This window comes from Gilliamella sp. Gris3-2 (assembly GCF_001690345.1).
GTDB classification, from domain to species: Bacteria; Pseudomonadota; Gammaproteobacteria; order Enterobacterales; family Orbaceae; genus Gilliamella; species Gilliamella bombi.
In genome coordinates this window covers 149,097-167,801 of record NZ_LZHB01000069.1, presented here as the reverse complement: position 1 = coordinate 167,801, position 18,705 = coordinate 149,097, and the positions used below count along the sequence as shown (strand labels likewise).

Sequence of the window (18,705 nt, the reverse complement as noted above, 5' to 3'; positions counted from 1 at the left end):
ATCGATCAGTATAAAATATAAATTGATTTCAAACCAAAAGGTCATAACAACATGAATATAAAAACACCTGAATCGCAGCCTATTGCCAAAAATCGTCTTGATTATAAATCACCCGATTTTACCATTACCGACATTGATCTTGATTTTGATTTAGCTCCCGAAATAACAACCGTCACAGCTCGTAGCCGTGTTGTTAAGAAAAATAATGAAGCGGACAATTTAATTTTAGATGGTGAAGATCTTAAATTGATTTCTGTTAATATTGACGAACAACCATGGCATGATTATCAGCTCACAAAAGCTGGTTTAATCATTCAACGTGTTCCAGCAGAATTTACATTAACGATTGTTAACGAAATCAAACCAATTGACAATACAGCACTTGAAGGATTATATGTATCAGGCGAAGCGCTCTGTACTCAATGTGAAGCAGAAGGATTCCGCCATATTACCTATTATCTTGACAGACCTGACGTTCTTGCTCGCTTTTCAACACGTATTACCGCGAATAAACAACATTATCCTTATCTACTTTCGAACGGTAATCGCATAGCGCAAGGCGAGCTTGCAGATGGACGTCATTGGGTACAATGGCAAGATCCTTTTCCGAAACCGGCTTACTTATTTGCATTAGTTGCTGGTGATTTTGATATTTTAAAAGATCAGTTTATCACGCAATCAAAGCGGAAAGTTGATTTAGAAATTTACGTTGATAAAGGTAATTTAGATCGTTCGCAGTGGGCTATGACAAGCTTAAAAAATGCCATGCGTTGGGACGAAACACGCTTTGGGCTTGAATACGACTTAGATATCTTTATGATTGTAGCGGTTGATTTTTTCAATATGGGAGCAATGGAAAACAAAGGATTAAATATCTTTAATTCAAAATATGTGCTTGCCAAACCACAAACAGCAACAGATGATGACTATCTAGGTATTGAAGGTGTAATTGGTCATGAATATTTTCACAACTGGACTGGTAATCGGGTAACCTGTCGCGACTGGTTCCAACTTAGTTTAAAAGAAGGATTAACTGTATTTCGAGATCAGGAATTTAGCGCTGATATGGGATCTCGTGCAGTAAAACGCATTGAGGATGTCAAACTTTTACGCACCGTTCAATTTGCCGAAGATGCTAGTCCAATGTCTCACCCTATTCGGCCTGAACAAGTAATAGAAATGAATAACTTTTACACAGTCACCGTGTACGAAAAAGGCGCTGAAGTTATTCGAATGATGCATACTTTATTAGGAGAAGATAAATTCCAAGCAGGGATGAAACTTTATTTTAAACGCCATGATGGTAGTGCCGCAACTTGTGATGATTTTGTTGCAGCCATGCAAGATGCCTCAGGTATCGATTTAACTCAATTTAAATTATGGTATAGCCAATCAGGAACACCTGAATTAACCGTTACCGATAATTATGACGAGAAAAATCAACAATATACTTTAACAGTAGAACAATATACGCCAGCTACTCAAGATCAAGCACAAAAACAGGCTTTGCATATCCCACTTGATATCGAGTTATATCAACATAATGGTGAAATAATTCCACTGCAATACCAAGGCAAATCTGTTCACCATGTTTTAAATTTAATACAAAACAAACAACAATTTATCTTTGATAACGTAACTCAAAAACCGATTATTTCAGTATTACGTGATTTTTCAGCACCTGTTAAGTTAACTTATGATTATCAAGATAATGATCTTATTTTCTTAATGCAACACGCTACTAACGCATTTAGCCGTTACGATGCAGCTCAAATGTTATTAGCAAAATATGTTCGCTTGAATGTGAAAAATTATCAAGAAAATCAAAATTTAATGTTGCCTGATTCAGTATTAGATGCATTTAGAGCCGTATTGTTATCAGAAAAAACTGACCCTTTCCTTATTGCACAAATATTAACCTTGCCATCTGAAAACGAGTTGGCGAATTTATTTACTGTGGTTGATCCAATCGCAATTCATCAAGTGCGTCTATTTTTATTAACTCATTTTGCAAACGAACTTTATGATGAATTATTAGCCGTTTATCACCACAATAAAACGTCACAATATCAAATTAAACATAATGACATTGCTAAGCGGTCACTTAAAAACTGTTGTTTAACTTTATTAGCTCATGCCGATGATAATTCGCACGCCAATACATTGGTTAACCAACAATATTATCAAGCAAATAATATGACTGATTGTTTAGCCGCCTTGAGTGTTGCTGTAAAAGCTGAACTTGATTGTCGAACTGAGTTATTGGCTAACTTTGATGACAAATGGCATCAAGATGGACTTGTTATGGACAAATGGTTAGCACTAAACGCAACAAGCCCAGAAAAGAATGTTCTTGCTACCGTGAAAAAATTATTAACTCACCGCTCATTTACACTCAGTAACCCAAATCGGATTCGTGCATTAATTGGAGCATTTGTAAATAATAACCCTGTGGTATTTCACGCTGAAGATGGCAGTGGTTATCAATTTTTAGTTGAAATTCTTACTGAGTTAAACCAAAAAAATCCGCAAGTTGCAGCAAGGCTTATCGATCCTCTAATTCGATTAAAACGTTATGACAAAAAGCGTCAACAGCAGATGCGAAAAGCACTTGAGGCATTGCTAAAAATTGAAAATTTATCTAAAGATTTATTTGAGAAAATTAACAAGGCACTAGAAGCCTAAGTAGGAAATAGCATTCTGCAATATCGTTGTAGGATGCTATTAATAAATTTAAAATTGAAGTTAAAATTTTATACTTAAACGTATAGTTTCCTGAAACTTTTTTACAAGCACTTTAATAAGTTTTAAATAATGACAATAAAAGAAATCACTCCCACAGAACTTGCACAAAAATTAAATCAGCAAGATAATCTATTTCTACTCGATGTACGAGAACCCAATGAAATAGCCATTTGCAGTATTGGCAACGCAACTCATATTCCAATGAATATGATCCCTTTATATCTAGATAAAATCCCAGATGAAATCGATATTGTTATTTATTGTCATCACGGCAGACGTAGCCTAACTGTTGCTCATTATTTAGCAGAAAACGGATTTGATCCTAACTTTCTCTATAATCTTACAGGAGGGATTGATGCTTGGGCGCTAACAATTGATAAACAGATGGCACGATACTAAAATGCCCGTTATCAAACGGGCTTTTCTTCATTACTTTACCTTGCTATGCTTATTCTTGAGGCATCACCCAATAACCATTTTGGTTATGCGTTTTCATATAATCTTTAAATTGTTGAGATTGATAAATACGCTTCACATCTTGAGCCCATCGACTATTTTCGTTTCCTTCATTCACTACAACCATAATTTCCAAATCAGGAATGATGGTTTCAGAAAGTAATGCTTTGTTCGAGTCAATATTAGCAGAATAAACAATGCTACCTGGAATTACCGCAAAATCTAATTCATTAAGCACTCTAGGAATATTGGCCGAATCCATTTCAATAATTTCAATCCCTGCAATATTTTGAGCAATATCATTTTTACTAACAATAATAGGATTTGTATTATTTTTTAATTTTATCCAACCAGCTTTTTCTAGTAGATTATATGAACGAGCTGCATTAGAAGCATCTTGTGGAATAGCAACTTTTGCTCCTGAAAAAACTTGCGTTAGTGAGGTGAACTTATTTGAAAATATTGCCGCAGGTACCGATGGTACATGCACAACCGATTTTAAATTTGCTTTACGCTGGGCATTAAACACATTCATATAAGCTGTGTGCTGTGCAACGGTTAAATCAATACTACCTTCACTTAAAGCTACGTCTGATTCAAGTAAATGCGGAAAATTCACTAATTTAACCTTATAACCCTCTGATTCAAGTATGGGTTTAACAGCATCATTAAAAAGATCGTTATATGGACCTGGTGATACGCCCATGCTAATTTCTTTTTTTGTCTGATTATCGACTGGTTTAGACGAATTATCACAACCAATAGTCAAAAACGCTAAACTAGCAACTAAAACGACTGATATGTATTTAAATATTTTTTGTTTGATAAACGCATTTTTCATTTCAGCTATCCTCTATAAGCTATAAGCATTAAATACACTCTAACACAGAAAAAAGCATTCATTTATTCCAAGTAATTCTATCTTATAACTATATGGAATAAGATATAAAAAACGATTATTAGAGCAACAATTTAACCTGTGATACCGTTAGATATATCAATTATTGTCAATCGTTGAATATGCCATATAAACACCTGCAATAAATGATTCAGCCAAATTGCCTAAGCAAGCACTTATTCAACTAGAACAAAATAAATAGGTGATGAACAATGATTAAATTTGAACATGTCTCAAAACAATATGAAAGAAATGGCGTCACAACACAAGCTTTAAACGATATTAATTTAACCATCAGTAGAGGTGATATTTACGGCATTATTGGTTACAGCGGCGCAGGTAAAAGTACCTTAGTGCGCTTAATTAACTTTCTTGAAAAACCAACACAAGGCAATGTCATTATTCAAAATAAACTATTAAATCAATTATCTAGTAATGAATTACGTCAAACCCGTCAAAAAATTGGTATGATTTTTCAGCATTTTAATTTGCTTGAATCAAAAACCGTATTTGAAAATATTGCTATTCCTTTAATTTTAATCAAAAAAGATAAACATTCGATTAAACAAAAAGTCTATGAACTTTTGGAATTTGTTGGATTAAGTGATAAAGCTAACAGCTATCCCAAAGAGCTTTCTGGTGGGCAAAAACAGCGCATTGGTATCGCCCGAGCATTAGCCAACGATCCTGATATTTTACTATGTGATGAAGCAACTTCAGCACTTGATCCAAAAACCACTCAAGCTATTTTAGATTTAATCAAAAAAATCAATGAAGAATATAAAATAACAGTCGTGTTAATCACTCACGAAATGCATGTAATTGAACAAATTTGCCATAAAGTTGCAGTAATGGAAAAAGGCAAGATTATAGAACAAGGTAACGTACTTGACGTATTTGGACAACCAAAACACCAAACTACTCAAAATTTTGTTAGCTCAGTGATCAACGATCAAATTCCAAATGGTGTTGTGGAAAATTTGTTAGAAATAGAAGGTAAAAAAGACAATATTAAATTATTTAAGCTCGAATTCTTAGGAAGATCTGCGTCAGAACCCGTGATAAATTCACTTATACTGCAACAAAAAGTTATCGTCAATATTTTGTTTGCCCATATGTCAGAAATCGAAAAAACGGTTTTAGGTAGTATGTTTGTTCAACTAAAAGGTAACGATAGTAATATCAAAGAATCAGTACATTACTTACGTGAGCGCGGTGTGCAAGTCACTGAAATTAAACATTGGGAGATGAGTAAAAATGGAAATATTTAATACTATAATTGACTATTTGGCCTCTTGCTTTGCAACATCAGTAACCACTGAACAATTTGTTCAAGCATCCTATGACACCCTAATTATGGTAGTTTTCTCCTTAATTTTAGGTTCATTAATCGGAATTCCACTTGGTATTTGCTTAGTTACAACAAGACCTTATGGACTATTAGAAAATCGTCGAGTGTTTCGTATTATCAACCCGATTATTAATATAGTTCGCTCATTGCCTTTTATTATTTTATTAGTTGCTATCCAACCTTTAACAAAGGTCATTGTAAATAGCTCTATTGGCACTATAGCAGCGATTGTTCCGTTAACATTTTATGTTGCTCCTTACATTGCTAGATTAGTTGAAAATTCATTACTTGACGTGAATAGTGGTATTATTGAAGCGGCTCAATCAATGGGAGCGACGCCAATACAAATTATTTGGTATTTTATGTTACCAGAGGCATTTAGCTCTTTAATTTTAACGCTTACAACTGCTACTATAGGTTTAATTGGTGCTACAGCGATGGCTGGTGCTATTGGTGCTGGCGGTATTGGTGATTTAGCTGTGTCATACGGTTATCAACGTTTTGATAATACTGTTACTTATATCTGCGTGGTGATATTAGTTATCGCTATACAATTTATTCAAAGCACTGGTAATTATTTAGCTCGTAAAGCACGGCATGAATAAAACACATAATCTGTAGGAAAACGCCGAGTTATTTACACTTCATGGTTAAAATAATCCTCTAAAAACTCATAAGGCGTTTTCCCTGAAATCGCTTTATGTGGTTTAACGGTATTATAAAAATTAATAAAGCGTTTCAGTTTTTGTTTTCTATCTTTTGAATCGCTAAATATATGCTGATTATGCCACATCGCAATTCAAAGTTCGTATCACTCTTTCGGCTTTGCCATTCGTTTGTGGGCAGGTAGGCTTGGTGAATTTTTGATTAATACGATGGCTATGGCACGTTTTAACAAATAGGTGTTTACTTGTGCCTTGATATTCACGTCCATTATCGACCAAATTATCACTTATCAAATAGCCTTGTTTGCAAAGCAACAATTCCATTCTTATTTTTGAACGATAGGCTATTTCTCTTATTTACACTTTGTTAAAACTAGTCAGCTTTGAAAGGATTTTAGCACTATTTTATCTAAAGCATGTCTTTTTTGTGTTTCTTTATTTCAGTATTAATTATATTGAAATGCTGATATTCTCACTTTTTCATTCTCAACAAATTTCATTAAAAATTAATATGATATTCTTTGTTTTCTTATTGTTATTTTGGAAATAAAAAATTTTTAATTATTTTTAACAATGGTCATAACCTGTCCATAGCATCCATTAAATTATTTCTGAATATTTATTATATCAATATTAAGGAGATAAAAATGGCTATTTACCGTTCTGACACAGATCTTGCTTTTTTAAAACACTGTAGTAATGACGATTTAGAATTGTTGGTTTCTATTTTAACCGTTGATCCTACTGATAATAAACCTCGATATACAGAAGAATTAACAGGATGTGAGATGTATAAAAGATATTATCCCAATCATAACCGATATTGGGAAAGCATTGCTGCTGAGCTACAAACCTATGGAGCTAATACATTTGTCACAAAACTATTTAGAGGGGGGAAAGGTGTTTCTTATCGCGAGATTTTAATTGATGTTTGTAAAAAGAAAAAAGTGAATTTTAATGAAAATTCTTCAATAGAAGTTATTGAAATGAATTTGCTTTTAAAAATGCTAGAAGAGTCATTAAAAGAAATGACAACAGAACAACTTAATCAGGTATCAAAAGATATGCAAATGGATTTAATGAATCCCACTCCTGAGTTAATTTTGATGTCAATTCAATCAGCTATTAATCTTTCAGGTTTTGCTGCCTATACTTTTGCTACTCGCACTCTTGCTATGGTACTAAGTCAACTTGGTATGAAAGTTCCTTTTGTTGTTTATACTTCCTTAACCACAGCGATGAGTTTTTTAGCAGGTCCAATAGGTTGGGGAATAACTGCATCTTGGCTAGCAAGTGATTTTGCTTCTCCTGCTTTTAGGGTCACAGTTCCTGCATGTGTAATTGTCGCATATATGAGACAAAAGTATCTAAATAAGGAAATTATCAATAAGAATTGAGGCACAAATTTAGGGAATATAACATGTCTGAACATGATCCATTATGTATGAGAATTTATACGATATTAGTGCGTTTATTTCTTGGGGAAATACTTTCAGTAACAGATTTAGCTCATGAATTTAACGTTTCTAAACGAACGATAAGTAGAGATTTCAATAATCGCATAAAGATGATTCCTGATATAGAAATTGAAGATGTTAAAAAAGGATATTTTAAATTATCTAAGTATTCTGAAGGTTCATTAAAAACTTATAGAGACATATTACATTTTAGTCGAATAATTGATATTGATAAATTATTCCCTAAACATGCTTTTGATCATAAGTTTATTGATATTCTACTTTCAAATAAAAATCATTCACCTTGTATTATTTATACTGATTCGTTAGATGAACAACCAAGTATGTATGCTCCTTTTCTTACCATTGTTCGATCTATCATTGATAGATCGTTAATTACAATAAAAATGAAGAATGATGTATGTAATAACTTTGCTCCTTATAGACTCATTCATTTTAAGGGGCATTGGTATCTAGTAGGAGAATTGGAGAAACATATTTTTGTTATAGCGTATGACGTTATTGAGCATGTAAAAGAAATTAAAACTTTTTTTAAGTTTGATTTGAATATTTCTGAAACAATTCAGGAGGATGCTTTTATACAATCACTTCCTCATTTTAATTATACGGCTAAGATTTTTCACAAAATTAACAAACATAACATTTAAAGGAAATAAAAATGTCTATTTTTAGAATTATTAGTATTACCTCGGGATTTATATTAACTGTTTCTTCTATTTATGAAGCTCAAAAAGCTGTAGGAAAAAAATGCAATGAATATGCACTGTCAACAAATCAAAATATAGCGGCAAGAGTAATAACTAGTTTTGTTGTATCAACTGCTATTGGTGGCACAATTAGTAACGTTATTAAATCTATCTATAAATAAAAAGAAGAGAAAACAATGATGAAAAAGATATTATTACTGTTAATATTAGTTGGAAGTACATTCAATTCTTTTGCTGTTCAATTAAAAGTGAATGTTCAAAACTACTACAATAGCTTAGCTGGTATGTATAGCCAACATGTTTATATTACCTCTATGGAGAATTCAGTTGCAATAAAGGGTGTAACAATCAATAAAGGAAATTGTAGAATAGGTACGTCACCTAGAGAGTATAGAGTTACACTTAAATACGGGCAACGTGTACGGGTAACACCAATTATTGGATGTTCAGTTCTTGAAGTTAAAGTTGTAACAAATAAAGGTACGAAAACATATTCGTTTAAGTAAATACTTTTAATGGTGATCCTGTAAATACACAAATTTATTTACAGGGTCGATTTTGATACGCTGTTTATCTAAACAGACATTTTATCTAAATAAATAAAGGCAGCTCCATTTTTATCAAAAGGTTTTAGGAACGCACCACGTTTATGTAAAAGATAAAAAAATCATTATGTTACTCATGAATAAATATTCTCTAATTTGCCGTTTAGTTTGATTTTTAAGAAAAGGTAGACCTTTAGTATCAACCTGTAGTATTTCGCTCAGATAGGTTTTGTTATTGTCTTTAGCTTGCCGTCTTAATTTATTTTCAATAGATTTTTTGACTTTAACCAGACGTTTAATACCCTAATTGATGGTTTTATAACATTCATTTTTACTACTTAAAAAGACAAAACTCTAATCGGGCTTTATTTAGTACGCTATAAATAGTCGGGAAACCATAACGCACCTAGCCAAATTAGTAACGGTTATTTTCTTTATGATATCAGCGCCCTATCGTTTATTTGTGATAGAGCGTTAATTTTTTTATGAATATTTATTACAGCCATTTCTCAAATTACTGTAAACAACACAAGGAATTTTTATACATAATCACTTTTAGTTATGCATGATCAGTAAAAAATGGGGGGAGCTAAAATATAACTTTCCCCATTTATTATTTAGAAAAATAGCCTTAATTATCTTTTATCTCTCTAATAAGATATTTTACGTAAAACCTCTGTTTGTCTATAAAAATCAGCCATCGAGTATAAAAACTATTTATTGAGCAGTTATACACAAATAGGCAACACGTTTAATTGATTTCTTTATTTACAAATATCAAGTAAAATAAGCAAAATTTTGCCATTCTAGAAATCTAGGAAATCAATGTGACAAACGCATTACAACAAAATTTGGTTGAAATTCACGATATGTCTTTTTATCGTGGAACAAGGCCTATTTATAAAAATATGAGTTTGAATGTCCCTAAAGGAAAAGTGACAGCAATCATGGGACCTTCAGGAATTGGTAAAACCACACTACTAAGGCTCATTGGTGGTCAATTAAAACCGCAGTCAGGAAAAATTTTATTCGATGGAGAAGACATTCCAAGCATGTCTCGCTCCCGACTTTATGAAGTACGCAAACGTATTAGCATGTTATTCCAATCGGGTGCTTTATTTACCGATCTAACTGTGTTTGATAATGTTGCTTACCCACTACGTGAGCACTTCAAATTACCTGAACCTATATTGCATAATTTAGTCTTAATGAAATTACAAGCTGTTGGTTTACGTGGTGCAGCTCAAATGATGCCATCGGAACTATCTGGTGGTATGGCAAGGCGAGCAGCATTAGCTAGAGCCATTGCGCTTGATCCCGATTTAATTATGTTTGATGAACCTTTTGCTGGGCAAGATCCTATATCTATGGGTGTTATTGTTAAACTGATATCTGAAATAAACCAATCATTAGGATTAACCTGTATCGTTGTTAGCCATGACGTGACCGAAGTGCTCAGTATTGCAGATTATGCTTACATTGTAGCCGAACAACATATTATTGCAGGTGGTACACCACAACAATTACGTGATAATGATGATTTACGAGTAAAACAATTCCTTGACGGGTTGGCTGATGGTCCAGTACCTTTTCATTATCCTGCTGAAGATTACAAATTAGACCTAAGCAGAGGTACAAAATAATGTTAAATTTACTGGCAAAATTAGGACAATGGTTTATTGATATCATTGCGATGATTGGTCGTTCTGGTGTGATGCTCTTTAGGGCATTAATTGGTAAGCCACAATTTAATAAACAATTCCCATTACTCATTAAGCAATTTTATTTTGTTGGTGTACAATCACTCACTATTATTATTGTTTCTGGTCTTTTTATTGGCATGGTTTTGGCCTTACAAGGTTATTTTATTCTGACCACTTTTGGTGCTGAAGCCAGCCTTGGAATGATGGTAGCCCTTGCTCTACTTCGTGAGTTAGGTCCTGTTGTTGCTGGTTTGCTGTTTGCAGGTCGTGCTGGCTCTGCATTAACGGCTGAAATCGGCTTAATGAAAGCAACTGAGCAGCTATCAAGTATGGAAATGATGGCAATTGATCCATTACGACGTATTATTGCACCTCGTTTTTGGGCTGGTTTTTTCAGTATGCCATTTTTAACTGCAATTTTTGTTACCGTTGGTATTTTAGGTGGTGTTATTGTAGGTGTTGATTGGAAAGGTATTGATGCAGGCTTTTTTTGGTCATCTATTCAAAGTAATGTTGATTGGTGGCATGATCTAGGTAACTGTTTTGTAAAAAGCTTTGCATTTGCCATTGCCAGCACTTGGATTGCACTTTTCAATGGTTATGATTGTGTACCAACATCAGAAGGAATTAGTCGAGCAACAACAAGCACTGTTGTTTATTCATCATTAGTAATTTTGGGGTTAGATTTTATTTTAACCGCATTAATGTTTAGTCATTGAGGTCATTAAACATGAGTCGTAAAGTTGAAATCACAGTAGGATTATTTATGGTACTGGTCATTTGCTCGGTACTTTTTTTATGTTTCCGTGTAACGGATCCAACATCATTTGCTAGTCATAATTCATATCGAGTTTATGCTGTATTTGATAATATTGGCGGATTAAAAGCACGCTCTCCAATCAAAATCGGTGGCGTTGTGATTGGTCGAGTCAGTAATATAACACTAAAATCATCAGATCTTGATGTATATAAACCCTATGTAACAATAGATATTGATGCACAATACAATCAAATTCCAGTTTCAAGTTCGCTTTCAATTAAAACATCAGGTTTATTAGGTGAACAATTTATTGATATTAACTTTGGACTTGATAAAAGTACCGAATTAGAACTTGATTCATTGGATAGCGAAGGCACAAGCAACAATTTGCCAACAAATAATCATGAACCAGCTTATTTTCATGATGGTTTTGTAATATACAACACTAAACCAGCAATGGTTATTGAAGACTTAATTGGTCAATTCCTTTATAGTACTGGAGGTTCGACCAATGATAAAGATAAGAAACAAGATACACAAGATATAAATGAAAATTAAGGAGTTTTGTTACTATGTTAACCAAATTTAAACACACTATTTTTTTTGCATTAGCTTTAATATTTAGTGCTAATGCGTTTGCTGAAAATGATCCTTATAAAGAGATGGAAATGGCTGCTAATAAGATTTTTAGCACCATGAATGCACAATCTGCGACATTAAAATCAAACCCTAACAAACTAAAAGAGATCGTAAGAACAGATTTATTACCTTATGTACAAGTAAAGTATGCTGGCGCATTAATTTTAGGTAATTATTATAAAAGTGCTACAGATGCGCAACGTAAAGCTTATTTCGCTGCTTTTGAAAACTATTTGGTACAAACTTTTGCTCAAGCATTATCTATGTATAATGGCCAAACTTATCAGGTTGAATCGCCAAAAGATTTAACAGGCAAAACGCTTATCTCTATTCGTGTTTTATTAAACCAACCTAATAAAAACCAACAACCATTGCGAATTGATTTCCAATGGCGTAAAAACTCTGTCACTGGCGAATGGAAAGCTTATGATTTAGTTGCAGAAGGCGTCAGCATGATCACCACCAAGCAAAATGAGTGGTCAACAATTTTACGCCAAGATGGTATTGACGCATTAACTAAACAATTAACTGATCTTTCAAATCGCAATATTGACCCAAACGCTAAACCAAAGGGCTAGCCATAATGTTGCGAATAAAAACAGAAAAACAACAAGAAATATTATCTTTACAGGGTGAACTTGATGTTCACTCTTTAAACGATTTGTGGTCAACACAAAATACTATTTTAAATGGTGTAAAATGCATTGATGTTGCGCAACTTACTCGGGTTGATTCTTCAGGGCTCGCAACTTTAATTTATTTTTGCAATAAATATCATGTAAAGCTCAAAGGTATTAATCCTCAGCTACAAACATTAATTACATTGTATGATCTACAACCTGTAATTAATATTTAAAAAATGTTAATTTTTATACTGAAACACATAGTTACCGGAAACTTTTTAACAACCCCCACACCATAATTTACATTAATGATGAGTATGAATAATGGATAAACAAGAAATTATAAACAAATTAAAAAATTCGCTTGAACTTGATGATGTACATGTCCTAACCGATGATGGAAGCCATTTCCAAGTTATTGCTGTAGGAGAATTATTTGCCGATTTAAATCGAGTGAAAAAACAACAAGCAATCTATGCTCCTTTGGCTGAATTTATTAATGATAACCGTATTCATGCGCTTTCTATAAAGACTTATACCCCCACTGAATGGCAACGTGAACGCAAACTTATGGGATTATAACCATTTCTTAGCATGATAATCCCTTGAATTAATTGTTTTCGCCACCATATTATGTTGTATCAATAGACAACACCATTTGTATAAAGGTATCGCTACATGACTAATCCATTATTAACAGATGCACCATTACCCCTTTTTTCACAAATTAAACCCGAACATGTTTTGCCTGCTATACAAGAAACTTTAAAAAACTGCAGAAATACCATTGAAGCAGTATTAAAGCAAAATAGCCAATATACTTGGGATAACTTAATTCAACCAATTGATGAAGCAGACGAAAAATTTGGACGAGCTTGGTCTCCAGTTAGTCATCTTAACTCAGTTAAAAATAGCCCTGAATTACGTGAAGCTTATGAAGCTTGTCTGCCATTACTATCTGAGTACAGCACATGGGTTGGGCAACATAAACCTTTATATCAAGCTTATAAGCAACTCAAAGAAAGCGAACAATATGCTACTTTAACCAAAGCACAGAAAAAAGTGGTTGATAATGCACTACGTGATTTTGAATTATCTGGAATTGGCTTACCCGATGACAAACAGAAACGTTACGGTGAAATTGTTGCAAAATTATCAGAATTATCCTCAAAATATAGTAACAATGTGCTCGATGCCACCATGGGATGGTCAAAATTAATTACCGATATCAAAGAACTATCTGGCATGCCTGAAAGTGCGCTTTCTGCCGCAAAAGAACAGGCTAAATTAAAAGATAAAGAGGGCTGGTTACTAACCTTAGATATACCAAGTTATCTTCCCGTCATGACCTACTGTGATAATCGTGATTTACGATTTGAACTTTACCAAGCCTATAATACTCGTGCGTCAGATCAAGGACCAAACGCAGGTAAGTGGGATAACACTGAAATTATCAAACAAATCTTAACGCTTCGTAATGAGCTTGCACTATTACTAGGCTTCGATAATTATGCTAATAAATCATTAGCAACAAAAATGGCAAGCTCAACCGCTCAAGTCATTGAGTTTTTGAACAATTTAGCAACTAAAGCTAAACCTCAAGGTGAAAAAGAGTTAGCAGATCTTAAACGTTATGCTTATGAGTTTTTTGGCGCAAGTGACATCAAACCATGGGATATAGCTTATTATAGTGAAAAGCAAAAACAGCATTTGTACGCTATCAACGATGAAGAATTGCGTCCTTATTTCCCTCAACAACGAGTTATTAATGGTTTATTTGAAGTAGTGCATCGTATTTTTGGTATTACAGCCAAAGAGCGACAAGGCGTTGAAGTTTGGGATCCTGAAGTTAAATTTTATGATCTCTTTGCCGCAAATGGTGAGTTAAAAGGTAGTTTCTATCTTGATTTATATGCACGTGAACATAAGCGTGGCGGTGCTTGGATGGATGATTGTATTGGTCGTATGCGTTTTGCTGATGGTCATGTACAAAAACCCGTTGCCTATTTAACTTGTAACTTCAATCGCCCTGTTGGTGATAAACCAGCACTATTTACACACGACGAAGTCACAACCCTTTTCCATGAATTTGGTCATGGTTTACACCACATGTTAACCGAAATTGATACTTCATCAGTTTCTGGTATTAATGGGGTGCCATGGGATGCTGTTGAATTACCAAGTCAATTTTTAGAAAACTGGTGTTGGCAGCCTGAAGCGCTTGCATTCATATCTGGGCATTATCAAACTGGTGAACCGCTACCAACTGATATGTTAGAAAAGATGCTAGATGCTAAAAACTATCAAGCAGCACTATTTATTTTACGCCAATTGGAATTTGGTCTTTTTGACTTTAAATTACATACACAAAAAGATCCTGATATTTTAAATACATTGGCTGAAATAAGAAAGCAAGTTGCTGTTGTTCCTACCGTTGAATGGGGAAGATTTCCACACGCATTTAGCCATATCTTTGCTGGTGGTTATGCTGCAGGTTATTATAGCTATTTATGGGCAGAAGTATTATCCGCTGATGCATTTTCACGTTTTGAAGAAGAAGGTATTTTCAACGCTAAAACAGGCAATGCATTTCTTGATAATATCTTGTCACAAGGTGGTAGCGATGAGCCTATGACATTATTTAAAAACTTCCGAGGCCGTGAACCTCAACTTGAAGCATTACTTCGTCATTATGGTATCCACTAATTCTAACTTTGCTCAGCTAAAATTATTAGCTGAGCAGTGGTTATCCACACATGCTGATCTTCCATTCGCTCTTGTTACCCAAAACAATCAACTTGAGTTACAAAAAACTGACGAACCAAAACTAGGGGCAATATGCGTAAACTTTGTTTCTGGAACAATGGCTCATCGTCGCCAATTTGGTGGTGGGCGTGGCGAAGCAATTGCTAAAGCAGTAGGTATCAAAGGTGAGTATTTACCTACAGTTCTTGATACCACAGCAGGGCTTGGTCGAGATGCATTTGTTTTAGCATCAATCGGTTGCCATGTCACTATGTTTGAAAGGCATCCTGTTGTTGCTGCATTGCTAGAAGATGGCTTGCAGCGTGCCTACCAAGATCCCCAAATCGGTAGTTGGCTTGAGCAACATTTACGTTTAATTTATCATTCAAGCATTGAGGGATTGAGCACTTACCCTGAAAAACCTGATGTTATTTATCTCGATCCAATGTTTCCGCATCGTCAAAAAAGTGCGCTTGTCAAAAAAGAGATGCGCATTTTTCAACTATTAGTTGGTAGTGACAACGATGCTGACAGCTTATTAGAACCCGCAAGGCAACTTGCCAAAAAACGTGTAGTTGTAAAAAGGCCCGATTATGCTCCTTTTTTAGCCGACCAAAAACCAACGGCAGAAATTAAAACTAAAAATCACCGTTTTGATATATACACACCTCTAGAGTAATACAAGGATATTGTTTAAATTATGCGATTAGATAAATTTCTCGCTCATCACTTAGGCGCTAGCCGCACTATTGTAACCAAAGAACTCAAAGCTAAAAAAGTGACTGTCGATGGTGAAATTATAAAATCAGGTGCTTACCAGTTATTACCCGAGCAAGTGGTTGAGTATGATGGTTATGAAATCATACCCGTAACCAATAATCGTTACTTTATGCTTAATAAACCTCAAGGTTATGTCTGTTCGACTGATGATCCTGACCACCCTACTATACTTTATTTTATTGATGAACCAATGCCTGAAAAATTGCATGCAGCAGGTAGACTTGATCTTGATACTACAGGACTTGTTCTACTTACTGATGATGGTAAGTGGTCACACCGTATTACATCACCCAAACATCATTGCGAAAAAGTCTATGCCGTCACGGTTGAACAGCCATTATGTATTGAACTGATTGATATATTTAAAAATGGTATCCAATTAAAAAATGAGAAATCACTTACCAAACCAGCGAAATTAAATATTATTGATGACTTTCACGCTGAATTAACTATTAGTGAAGGACGATATCATCAAGTTAAACGCATGTTTGCAGCAGTCAATAACCATGTTGTTGAATTGCATCGCAAACAAATAGGTAAGGTAATTCTTGATATACCTGAAGGTGAATATCGACTACTTTCACAAGATGAAATCGACTCGTTTAATTGACACATATAATTTACATTAATCTTAATAGCAACTTTCCATTTAAATAAATGAATATTTTTTAAATAATTTTATCTCATTTATATAACATATTTTAGGTGCATTTTAAAAAATTTGAAGGAAGTATGACGTGCCAACTCAAGATTGTTTAAGTGATATTAAAATTTCCAAACAAGCGCTTATTTTTATCCTTGGATTACTTTCTATGTTGATGCCTTTATCCATAGATATGTATTTACCTAGTATGCCAACGATTGCACGCGACTTTAATGTAACCGATGGCACGGTACAGCTAACAATTAGTTGCTATTTATTAGGATTTTCTGTTGGACAACTTTTATTTGGACCACTCACAGATAGTTATGGCCGTCGTAATGTTCTTATTTTGGGTCTAATTATTTTTATAGTTGCGGCGTTAAGCTGTGGTATTGCCAACAATATTAATCAATTAATTACAGCTCGCTTTTTCCATGGCATTGCGGCAGCGGCTACAGCAATAGTCATTAATGCGTTAATGAAAGATATTTATCGTGATCGTGACGAATTTTCTAAAATGATGTCGTTTGTCATGCTGATATCCAACGTAGCACCATTACTCGCACCAATTATTGGTGGATTTATTTTATATTGGTTTAATTGGCAAGCCAATTTCTACACTATTAGCCTAATTGCTTTGACTTGCTTTGGTCTAGTGATCGCATTTATTCCTGAAACACTTACAAAAACAAAACGCAATAAATTTAGTTTAATTCGTATTTTAAGTAATTTTATTACACTGTTCAGGCATCGCCAAGTATTAACTTATATGATGTTAGGTGCATTTTCTGGAGCTGGATTATTTTCATTTTTAAGCTTAGGACCTTTTGTATATATGAATCTACACGGTGTTGCATCAACTAATTTTGGCTACTACTTTGCATTCAATATAATAGTTATGGTGTTTATGAATACATTAAATAGCCGTTTTGTTAAACATGTTGGCTCGATTAAAATGATGCAGTTCGGTCTTTTGGTCCAATTTGTTATGGCAATAGGCCTTACCATCGTAACATTATTTAATCTCGGATTTGCCTATCTTGTTATTTGCATTGCAGGATATATTGGTTGTATGTCAACCATTGGTGGAAATAGTATGGCAATCGTTTTAGACTTTTATCCCTATATTGCAGGTACAGCCTCATCTCTTGCCGGTACAATTCGTTTTGCAATCGCTGGGGCAATAGGCATATTATTATCATTATTGGTATCAACGCCAACTGCACAATCCATAACGGTCAATAATACAACAGAGTGGCTGATGGTTGGCTCTATGGTGTTATGTAATTTTATTTCTGTGAGCTTATTTTTGAGTGTCAAAAATAATAAAAGGTAATAATTATGATCTATCAACTAGGTGATTTACATCCACAAATTCATCAAAATTGTTTTATCGCAAAATCTGCTGATATCATTGGTGATGTCGTTTTACAAGAGGGTGTTTCTATTTGGTTCAACGCTGTTTTACGCGGTGATATTGCTCCCATACATATTGGTAAAAATAGCAATGTGCAAGATAACACTACCATCCATATTGAAACAGATATCCCTTGCATTATTGGCGAGAATGTCACTATTGGACATAATGTTATCCTACATAGTTGCACCATTGAAGATAATGTATTAATTGGTATGGGTAGTACTATATTAAACAATGCCAAAATTGCAAAAAATTGCCTTGTTGGCGCCAACTCGCTAGTAACACACACCATACCTTATGAAGAAGGTTGTTTAATTATGGGATCACCCGCAAAAATTATCCGCAAATTAACTAAAGCTGAAATTACAGCAAATATCACTAATGCACAACGATATGTACAAAATGGTATAAGATTTAAAACTAGCCTACTTCCTGTTGCATAATAACCCAACAATAAATTGCGTTTTAAACAGTATTGGCTCTGTGAGCAAGCACAATTTATGATAAAATGCCAGCTATTTTAATAGCAATAGTTTTTAGGTACTTG

The 18,705-nt window shown here is 34.0% G+C and carries 22 protein-coding genes; 19 read left to right on the top strand and 3 right to left on the bottom strand.

The window, feature by feature from the left end:
* Positions 1-51 precede the first annotated feature (51 nt).
* Positions 52-2,685: an aminopeptidase N gene (gene pepN / locus A9G32_RS09840; RefSeq protein WP_065589443.1), complete on the top strand. Its 2,634-nt coding sequence runs from the start codon at positions 52-54 to the stop codon at positions 2,683-2,685.
* A 129-nt stretch (positions 2,686-2,814) separates the two neighbouring features.
* Positions 2,815-3,144: a rhodanese-like domain-containing protein gene (locus A9G32_RS09835; protein WP_065560916.1), complete on the top strand. Its 330-nt coding sequence runs from the start codon at positions 2,815-2,817 to the stop codon at positions 3,142-3,144.
* 49 nt (positions 3,145-3,193) lie between these two features.
* On the opposite strand, the gene A9G32_RS09830 is transcribed toward A9G32_RS09835, so the two are convergent.
* Positions 3,194-4,042, bottom strand: coding sequence for a MetQ/NlpA family ABC transporter substrate-binding protein (locus tag A9G32_RS09830; protein WP_218055883.1), 849 nt, complete (start codon positions 4,040-4,042; stop codon positions 3,194-3,196).
* A 269-nt stretch (positions 4,043-4,311) separates the two neighbouring features.
* Here A9G32_RS09830 and A9G32_RS09825 point away from each other — a divergent pair, with 269 nt between their 5' ends.
* Positions 4,312-5,370 carry a methionine ABC transporter ATP-binding protein gene (locus tag A9G32_RS09825; RefSeq protein ID WP_065589442.1) on the top strand — a complete coding sequence of 353 codons (1,059 nt, stop codon included), beginning with the start codon at positions 4,312-4,314 and terminating at the stop codon, positions 5,368-5,370.
* An 85-nt stretch (positions 5,371-5,455) separates the two neighbouring features.
* Positions 5,456-6,055, top strand: coding sequence for a methionine ABC transporter permease (locus A9G32_RS09820; RefSeq protein ID WP_370738298.1), 600 nt, complete (start codon positions 5,456-5,458; stop codon positions 6,053-6,055).
* 32 nt (positions 6,056-6,087) lie between these two features.
* Here the strand turns inward: A9G32_RS09820 and A9G32_RS13700 are convergent, their stop codons facing one another.
* Entirely contained in the window at positions 6,088-6,243 is a 156-nt protein-coding gene (locus tag A9G32_RS13700; protein WP_141672665.1) for an integrase core domain-containing protein, read from the bottom strand.
* Complete coding sequence (locus A9G32_RS12845; protein ID WP_141672664.1) at positions 6,233-6,439, bottom strand: DDE-type integrase/transposase/recombinase; 207 nt, start codon at positions 6,437-6,439, stop codon at positions 6,233-6,235. Before A9G32_RS12845 ends, A9G32_RS13700 begins: the two co-directional genes overlap by 11 nt.
* 323 nt (positions 6,440-6,762) lie before the next feature.
* Here A9G32_RS12845 and A9G32_RS09810 point away from each other — a divergent pair, with 323 nt between their 5' ends.
* The 15 genes from A9G32_RS09810 (at position 6,763) to A9G32_RS09740 (ending at position 18,601) form a co-directional block, all read left to right on the top strand.
* Entirely contained in the window at positions 6,763-7,512 is a 750-nt protein-coding gene (locus tag A9G32_RS09810) for a DUF3944 domain-containing protein (protein WP_065589441.1), read from the top strand.
* A gap of 23 nt (positions 7,513-7,535) precedes the next feature.
* Positions 7,536-8,240: a hypothetical protein gene (locus A9G32_RS09805; RefSeq protein WP_065589440.1), complete on the top strand. Its 705-nt coding sequence runs from the start codon at positions 7,536-7,538 to the stop codon at positions 8,238-8,240.
* 11 nt (positions 8,241-8,251) lie between these two features.
* A complete protein-coding gene (locus tag A9G32_RS09800) occupies positions 8,252-8,461 on the top strand; it encodes a hypothetical protein (protein WP_065589439.1) in 210 nt (69 codons plus the stop codon).
* 15 nt (positions 8,462-8,476) lie between these two features.
* Positions 8,477-8,806 (top strand): hypothetical protein, encoded by a 330-nt coding sequence (locus A9G32_RS09795; RefSeq protein ID WP_065589438.1) that lies wholly within the window; start codon positions 8,477-8,479, stop codon positions 8,804-8,806.
* An 866-nt stretch (positions 8,807-9,672) separates the two neighbouring features.
* Positions 9,673-10,488 (top strand): phospholipid ABC transporter ATP-binding protein MlaF, encoded by an 816-nt coding sequence (mlaF, locus tag A9G32_RS09790; protein ID WP_218055882.1) that lies wholly within the window; start codon positions 9,673-9,675, stop codon positions 10,486-10,488.
* Positions 10,488-11,267, top strand: a complete 780-nt coding sequence (gene mlaE / locus A9G32_RS09785; protein WP_141671397.1) for a lipid asymmetry maintenance ABC transporter permease subunit MlaE — start codon at positions 10,488-10,490, stop codon at positions 11,265-11,267. The genes mlaF and mlaE overlap by 1 nt, the downstream gene beginning before the upstream one ends.
* Before the next feature lie 11 nt (positions 11,268-11,278).
* On the top strand, positions 11,279-11,866 hold the full coding sequence (mlaD, locus tag A9G32_RS09780; RefSeq protein ID WP_065589437.1) for an outer membrane lipid asymmetry maintenance protein MlaD: 588 nt from the start codon (positions 11,279-11,281) through the stop codon (positions 11,864-11,866).
* A gap of 14 nt (positions 11,867-11,880) precedes the next feature.
* Positions 11,881-12,525: a phospholipid-binding protein MlaC gene (gene mlaC / locus A9G32_RS09775; RefSeq protein WP_065589436.1), complete on the top strand. Its 645-nt coding sequence runs from the start codon at positions 11,881-11,883 to the stop codon at positions 12,523-12,525.
* A 5-nt stretch (positions 12,526-12,530) separates the two neighbouring features.
* On the top strand, positions 12,531-12,803 hold the full coding sequence (locus A9G32_RS09770; RefSeq protein ID WP_065589435.1) for an STAS domain-containing protein: 273 nt from the start codon (positions 12,531-12,533) through the stop codon (positions 12,801-12,803).
* Between the two features lie 91 nt (positions 12,804-12,894).
* Positions 12,895-13,152 (top strand): BolA family protein, encoded by a 258-nt coding sequence (locus A9G32_RS09765; protein ID WP_065560910.1) that lies wholly within the window; start codon positions 12,895-12,897, stop codon positions 13,150-13,152.
* Between the two features lie 96 nt (positions 13,153-13,248).
* A complete protein-coding gene (prlC, locus tag A9G32_RS09760) occupies positions 13,249-15,276 on the top strand; it encodes an oligopeptidase A (protein ID WP_034911466.1) in 2,028 nt (675 codons plus the stop codon).
* Positions 15,263-15,994: a class I SAM-dependent methyltransferase gene (locus A9G32_RS09755; protein WP_065589434.1), complete on the top strand. Its 732-nt coding sequence runs from the start codon at positions 15,263-15,265 to the stop codon at positions 15,992-15,994. The genes prlC and A9G32_RS09755 overlap by 14 nt, the downstream gene beginning before the upstream one ends.
* Positions 15,995-16,015: 21 nt before the next feature.
* Complete coding sequence (rsuA, locus tag A9G32_RS09750; protein WP_065589433.1) at positions 16,016-16,705, top strand: 16S rRNA pseudouridine(516) synthase RsuA; 690 nt, start codon at positions 16,016-16,018, stop codon at positions 16,703-16,705.
* 127 nt (positions 16,706-16,832) lie between these two features.
* On the top strand, positions 16,833-18,074 hold the full coding sequence (locus A9G32_RS09745; RefSeq protein ID WP_065589432.1) for a Bcr/CflA family multidrug efflux MFS transporter: 1,242 nt from the start codon (positions 16,833-16,835) through the stop codon (positions 18,072-18,074).
* Between the two features lie 5 nt (positions 18,075-18,079).
* Complete coding sequence (locus tag A9G32_RS09740) at positions 18,080-18,601, top strand: gamma carbonic anhydrase family protein (protein ID WP_034911455.1); 522 nt, start codon at positions 18,080-18,082, stop codon at positions 18,599-18,601.
* Positions 18,602-18,705 lie beyond the last annotated feature (104 nt).

Coding starts and splice junctions, on each gene's coding strand:
- pepN (WP_065589443.1), top strand. CDS start 52: ATGAATATAAAAACACCTGAATCGCAGCCTATTGCCAAAAATCGTCTT.
- A9G32_RS09835 (WP_065560916.1), top strand. CDS start 2,815: ATGACAATAAAAGAAATCACTCCCACAGAACTTGCACAAAAATTAAAT.
- A9G32_RS09830 (WP_218055883.1), bottom strand. CDS start 4,042: ATGAAAAATGCGTTTATCAAACAAAAAATATTTAAATACATATCAGTC.
- A9G32_RS09825 (WP_065589442.1), top strand. CDS start 4,312: ATGATTAAATTTGAACATGTCTCAAAACAATATGAAAGAAATGGCGTC.
- A9G32_RS09820 (WP_370738298.1), top strand. CDS start 5,456: ATGGTAGTTTTCTCCTTAATTTTAGGTTCATTAATCGGAATTCCACTT.
- A9G32_RS13700 (WP_141672665.1), bottom strand. CDS start 6,243: ATGTGGCATAATCAGCATATATTTAGCGATTCAAAAGATAGAAAACAA.
- A9G32_RS12845 (WP_141672664.1), bottom strand. CDS start 6,439: ATGGAATTGTTGCTTTGCAAACAAGGCTATTTGATAAGTGATAATTTG.
- A9G32_RS09810 (WP_065589441.1), top strand. CDS start 6,763: ATGGCTATTTACCGTTCTGACACAGATCTTGCTTTTTTAAAACACTGT.
- A9G32_RS09805 (WP_065589440.1), top strand. CDS start 7,536: ATGTCTGAACATGATCCATTATGTATGAGAATTTATACGATATTAGTG.
- A9G32_RS09800 (WP_065589439.1), top strand. CDS start 8,252: ATGTCTATTTTTAGAATTATTAGTATTACCTCGGGATTTATATTAACT.
- A9G32_RS09795 (WP_065589438.1), top strand. CDS start 8,477: ATGATGAAAAAGATATTATTACTGTTAATATTAGTTGGAAGTACATTC.
- mlaE (WP_141671397.1), top strand. CDS start 10,488: ATGTTAAATTTACTGGCAAAATTAGGACAATGGTTTATTGATATCATT.
- mlaD (WP_065589437.1), top strand. CDS start 11,279: ATGAGTCGTAAAGTTGAAATCACAGTAGGATTATTTATGGTACTGGTC.
- mlaC (WP_065589436.1), top strand. CDS start 11,881: ATGTTAACCAAATTTAAACACACTATTTTTTTTGCATTAGCTTTAATA.
- A9G32_RS09770 (WP_065589435.1), top strand. CDS start 12,531: ATGTTGCGAATAAAAACAGAAAAACAACAAGAAATATTATCTTTACAG.
- A9G32_RS09765 (WP_065560910.1), top strand. CDS start 12,895: ATGGATAAACAAGAAATTATAAACAAATTAAAAAATTCGCTTGAACTT.
- prlC (WP_034911466.1), top strand. CDS start 13,249: ATGACTAATCCATTATTAACAGATGCACCATTACCCCTTTTTTCACAA.
- A9G32_RS09755 (WP_065589434.1), top strand. CDS start 15,263: ATGGTATCCACTAATTCTAACTTTGCTCAGCTAAAATTATTAGCTGAG.
- rsuA (WP_065589433.1), top strand. CDS start 16,016: ATGCGATTAGATAAATTTCTCGCTCATCACTTAGGCGCTAGCCGCACT.
- A9G32_RS09740 (WP_034911455.1), top strand. CDS start 18,080: ATGATCTATCAACTAGGTGATTTACATCCACAAATTCATCAAAATTGT.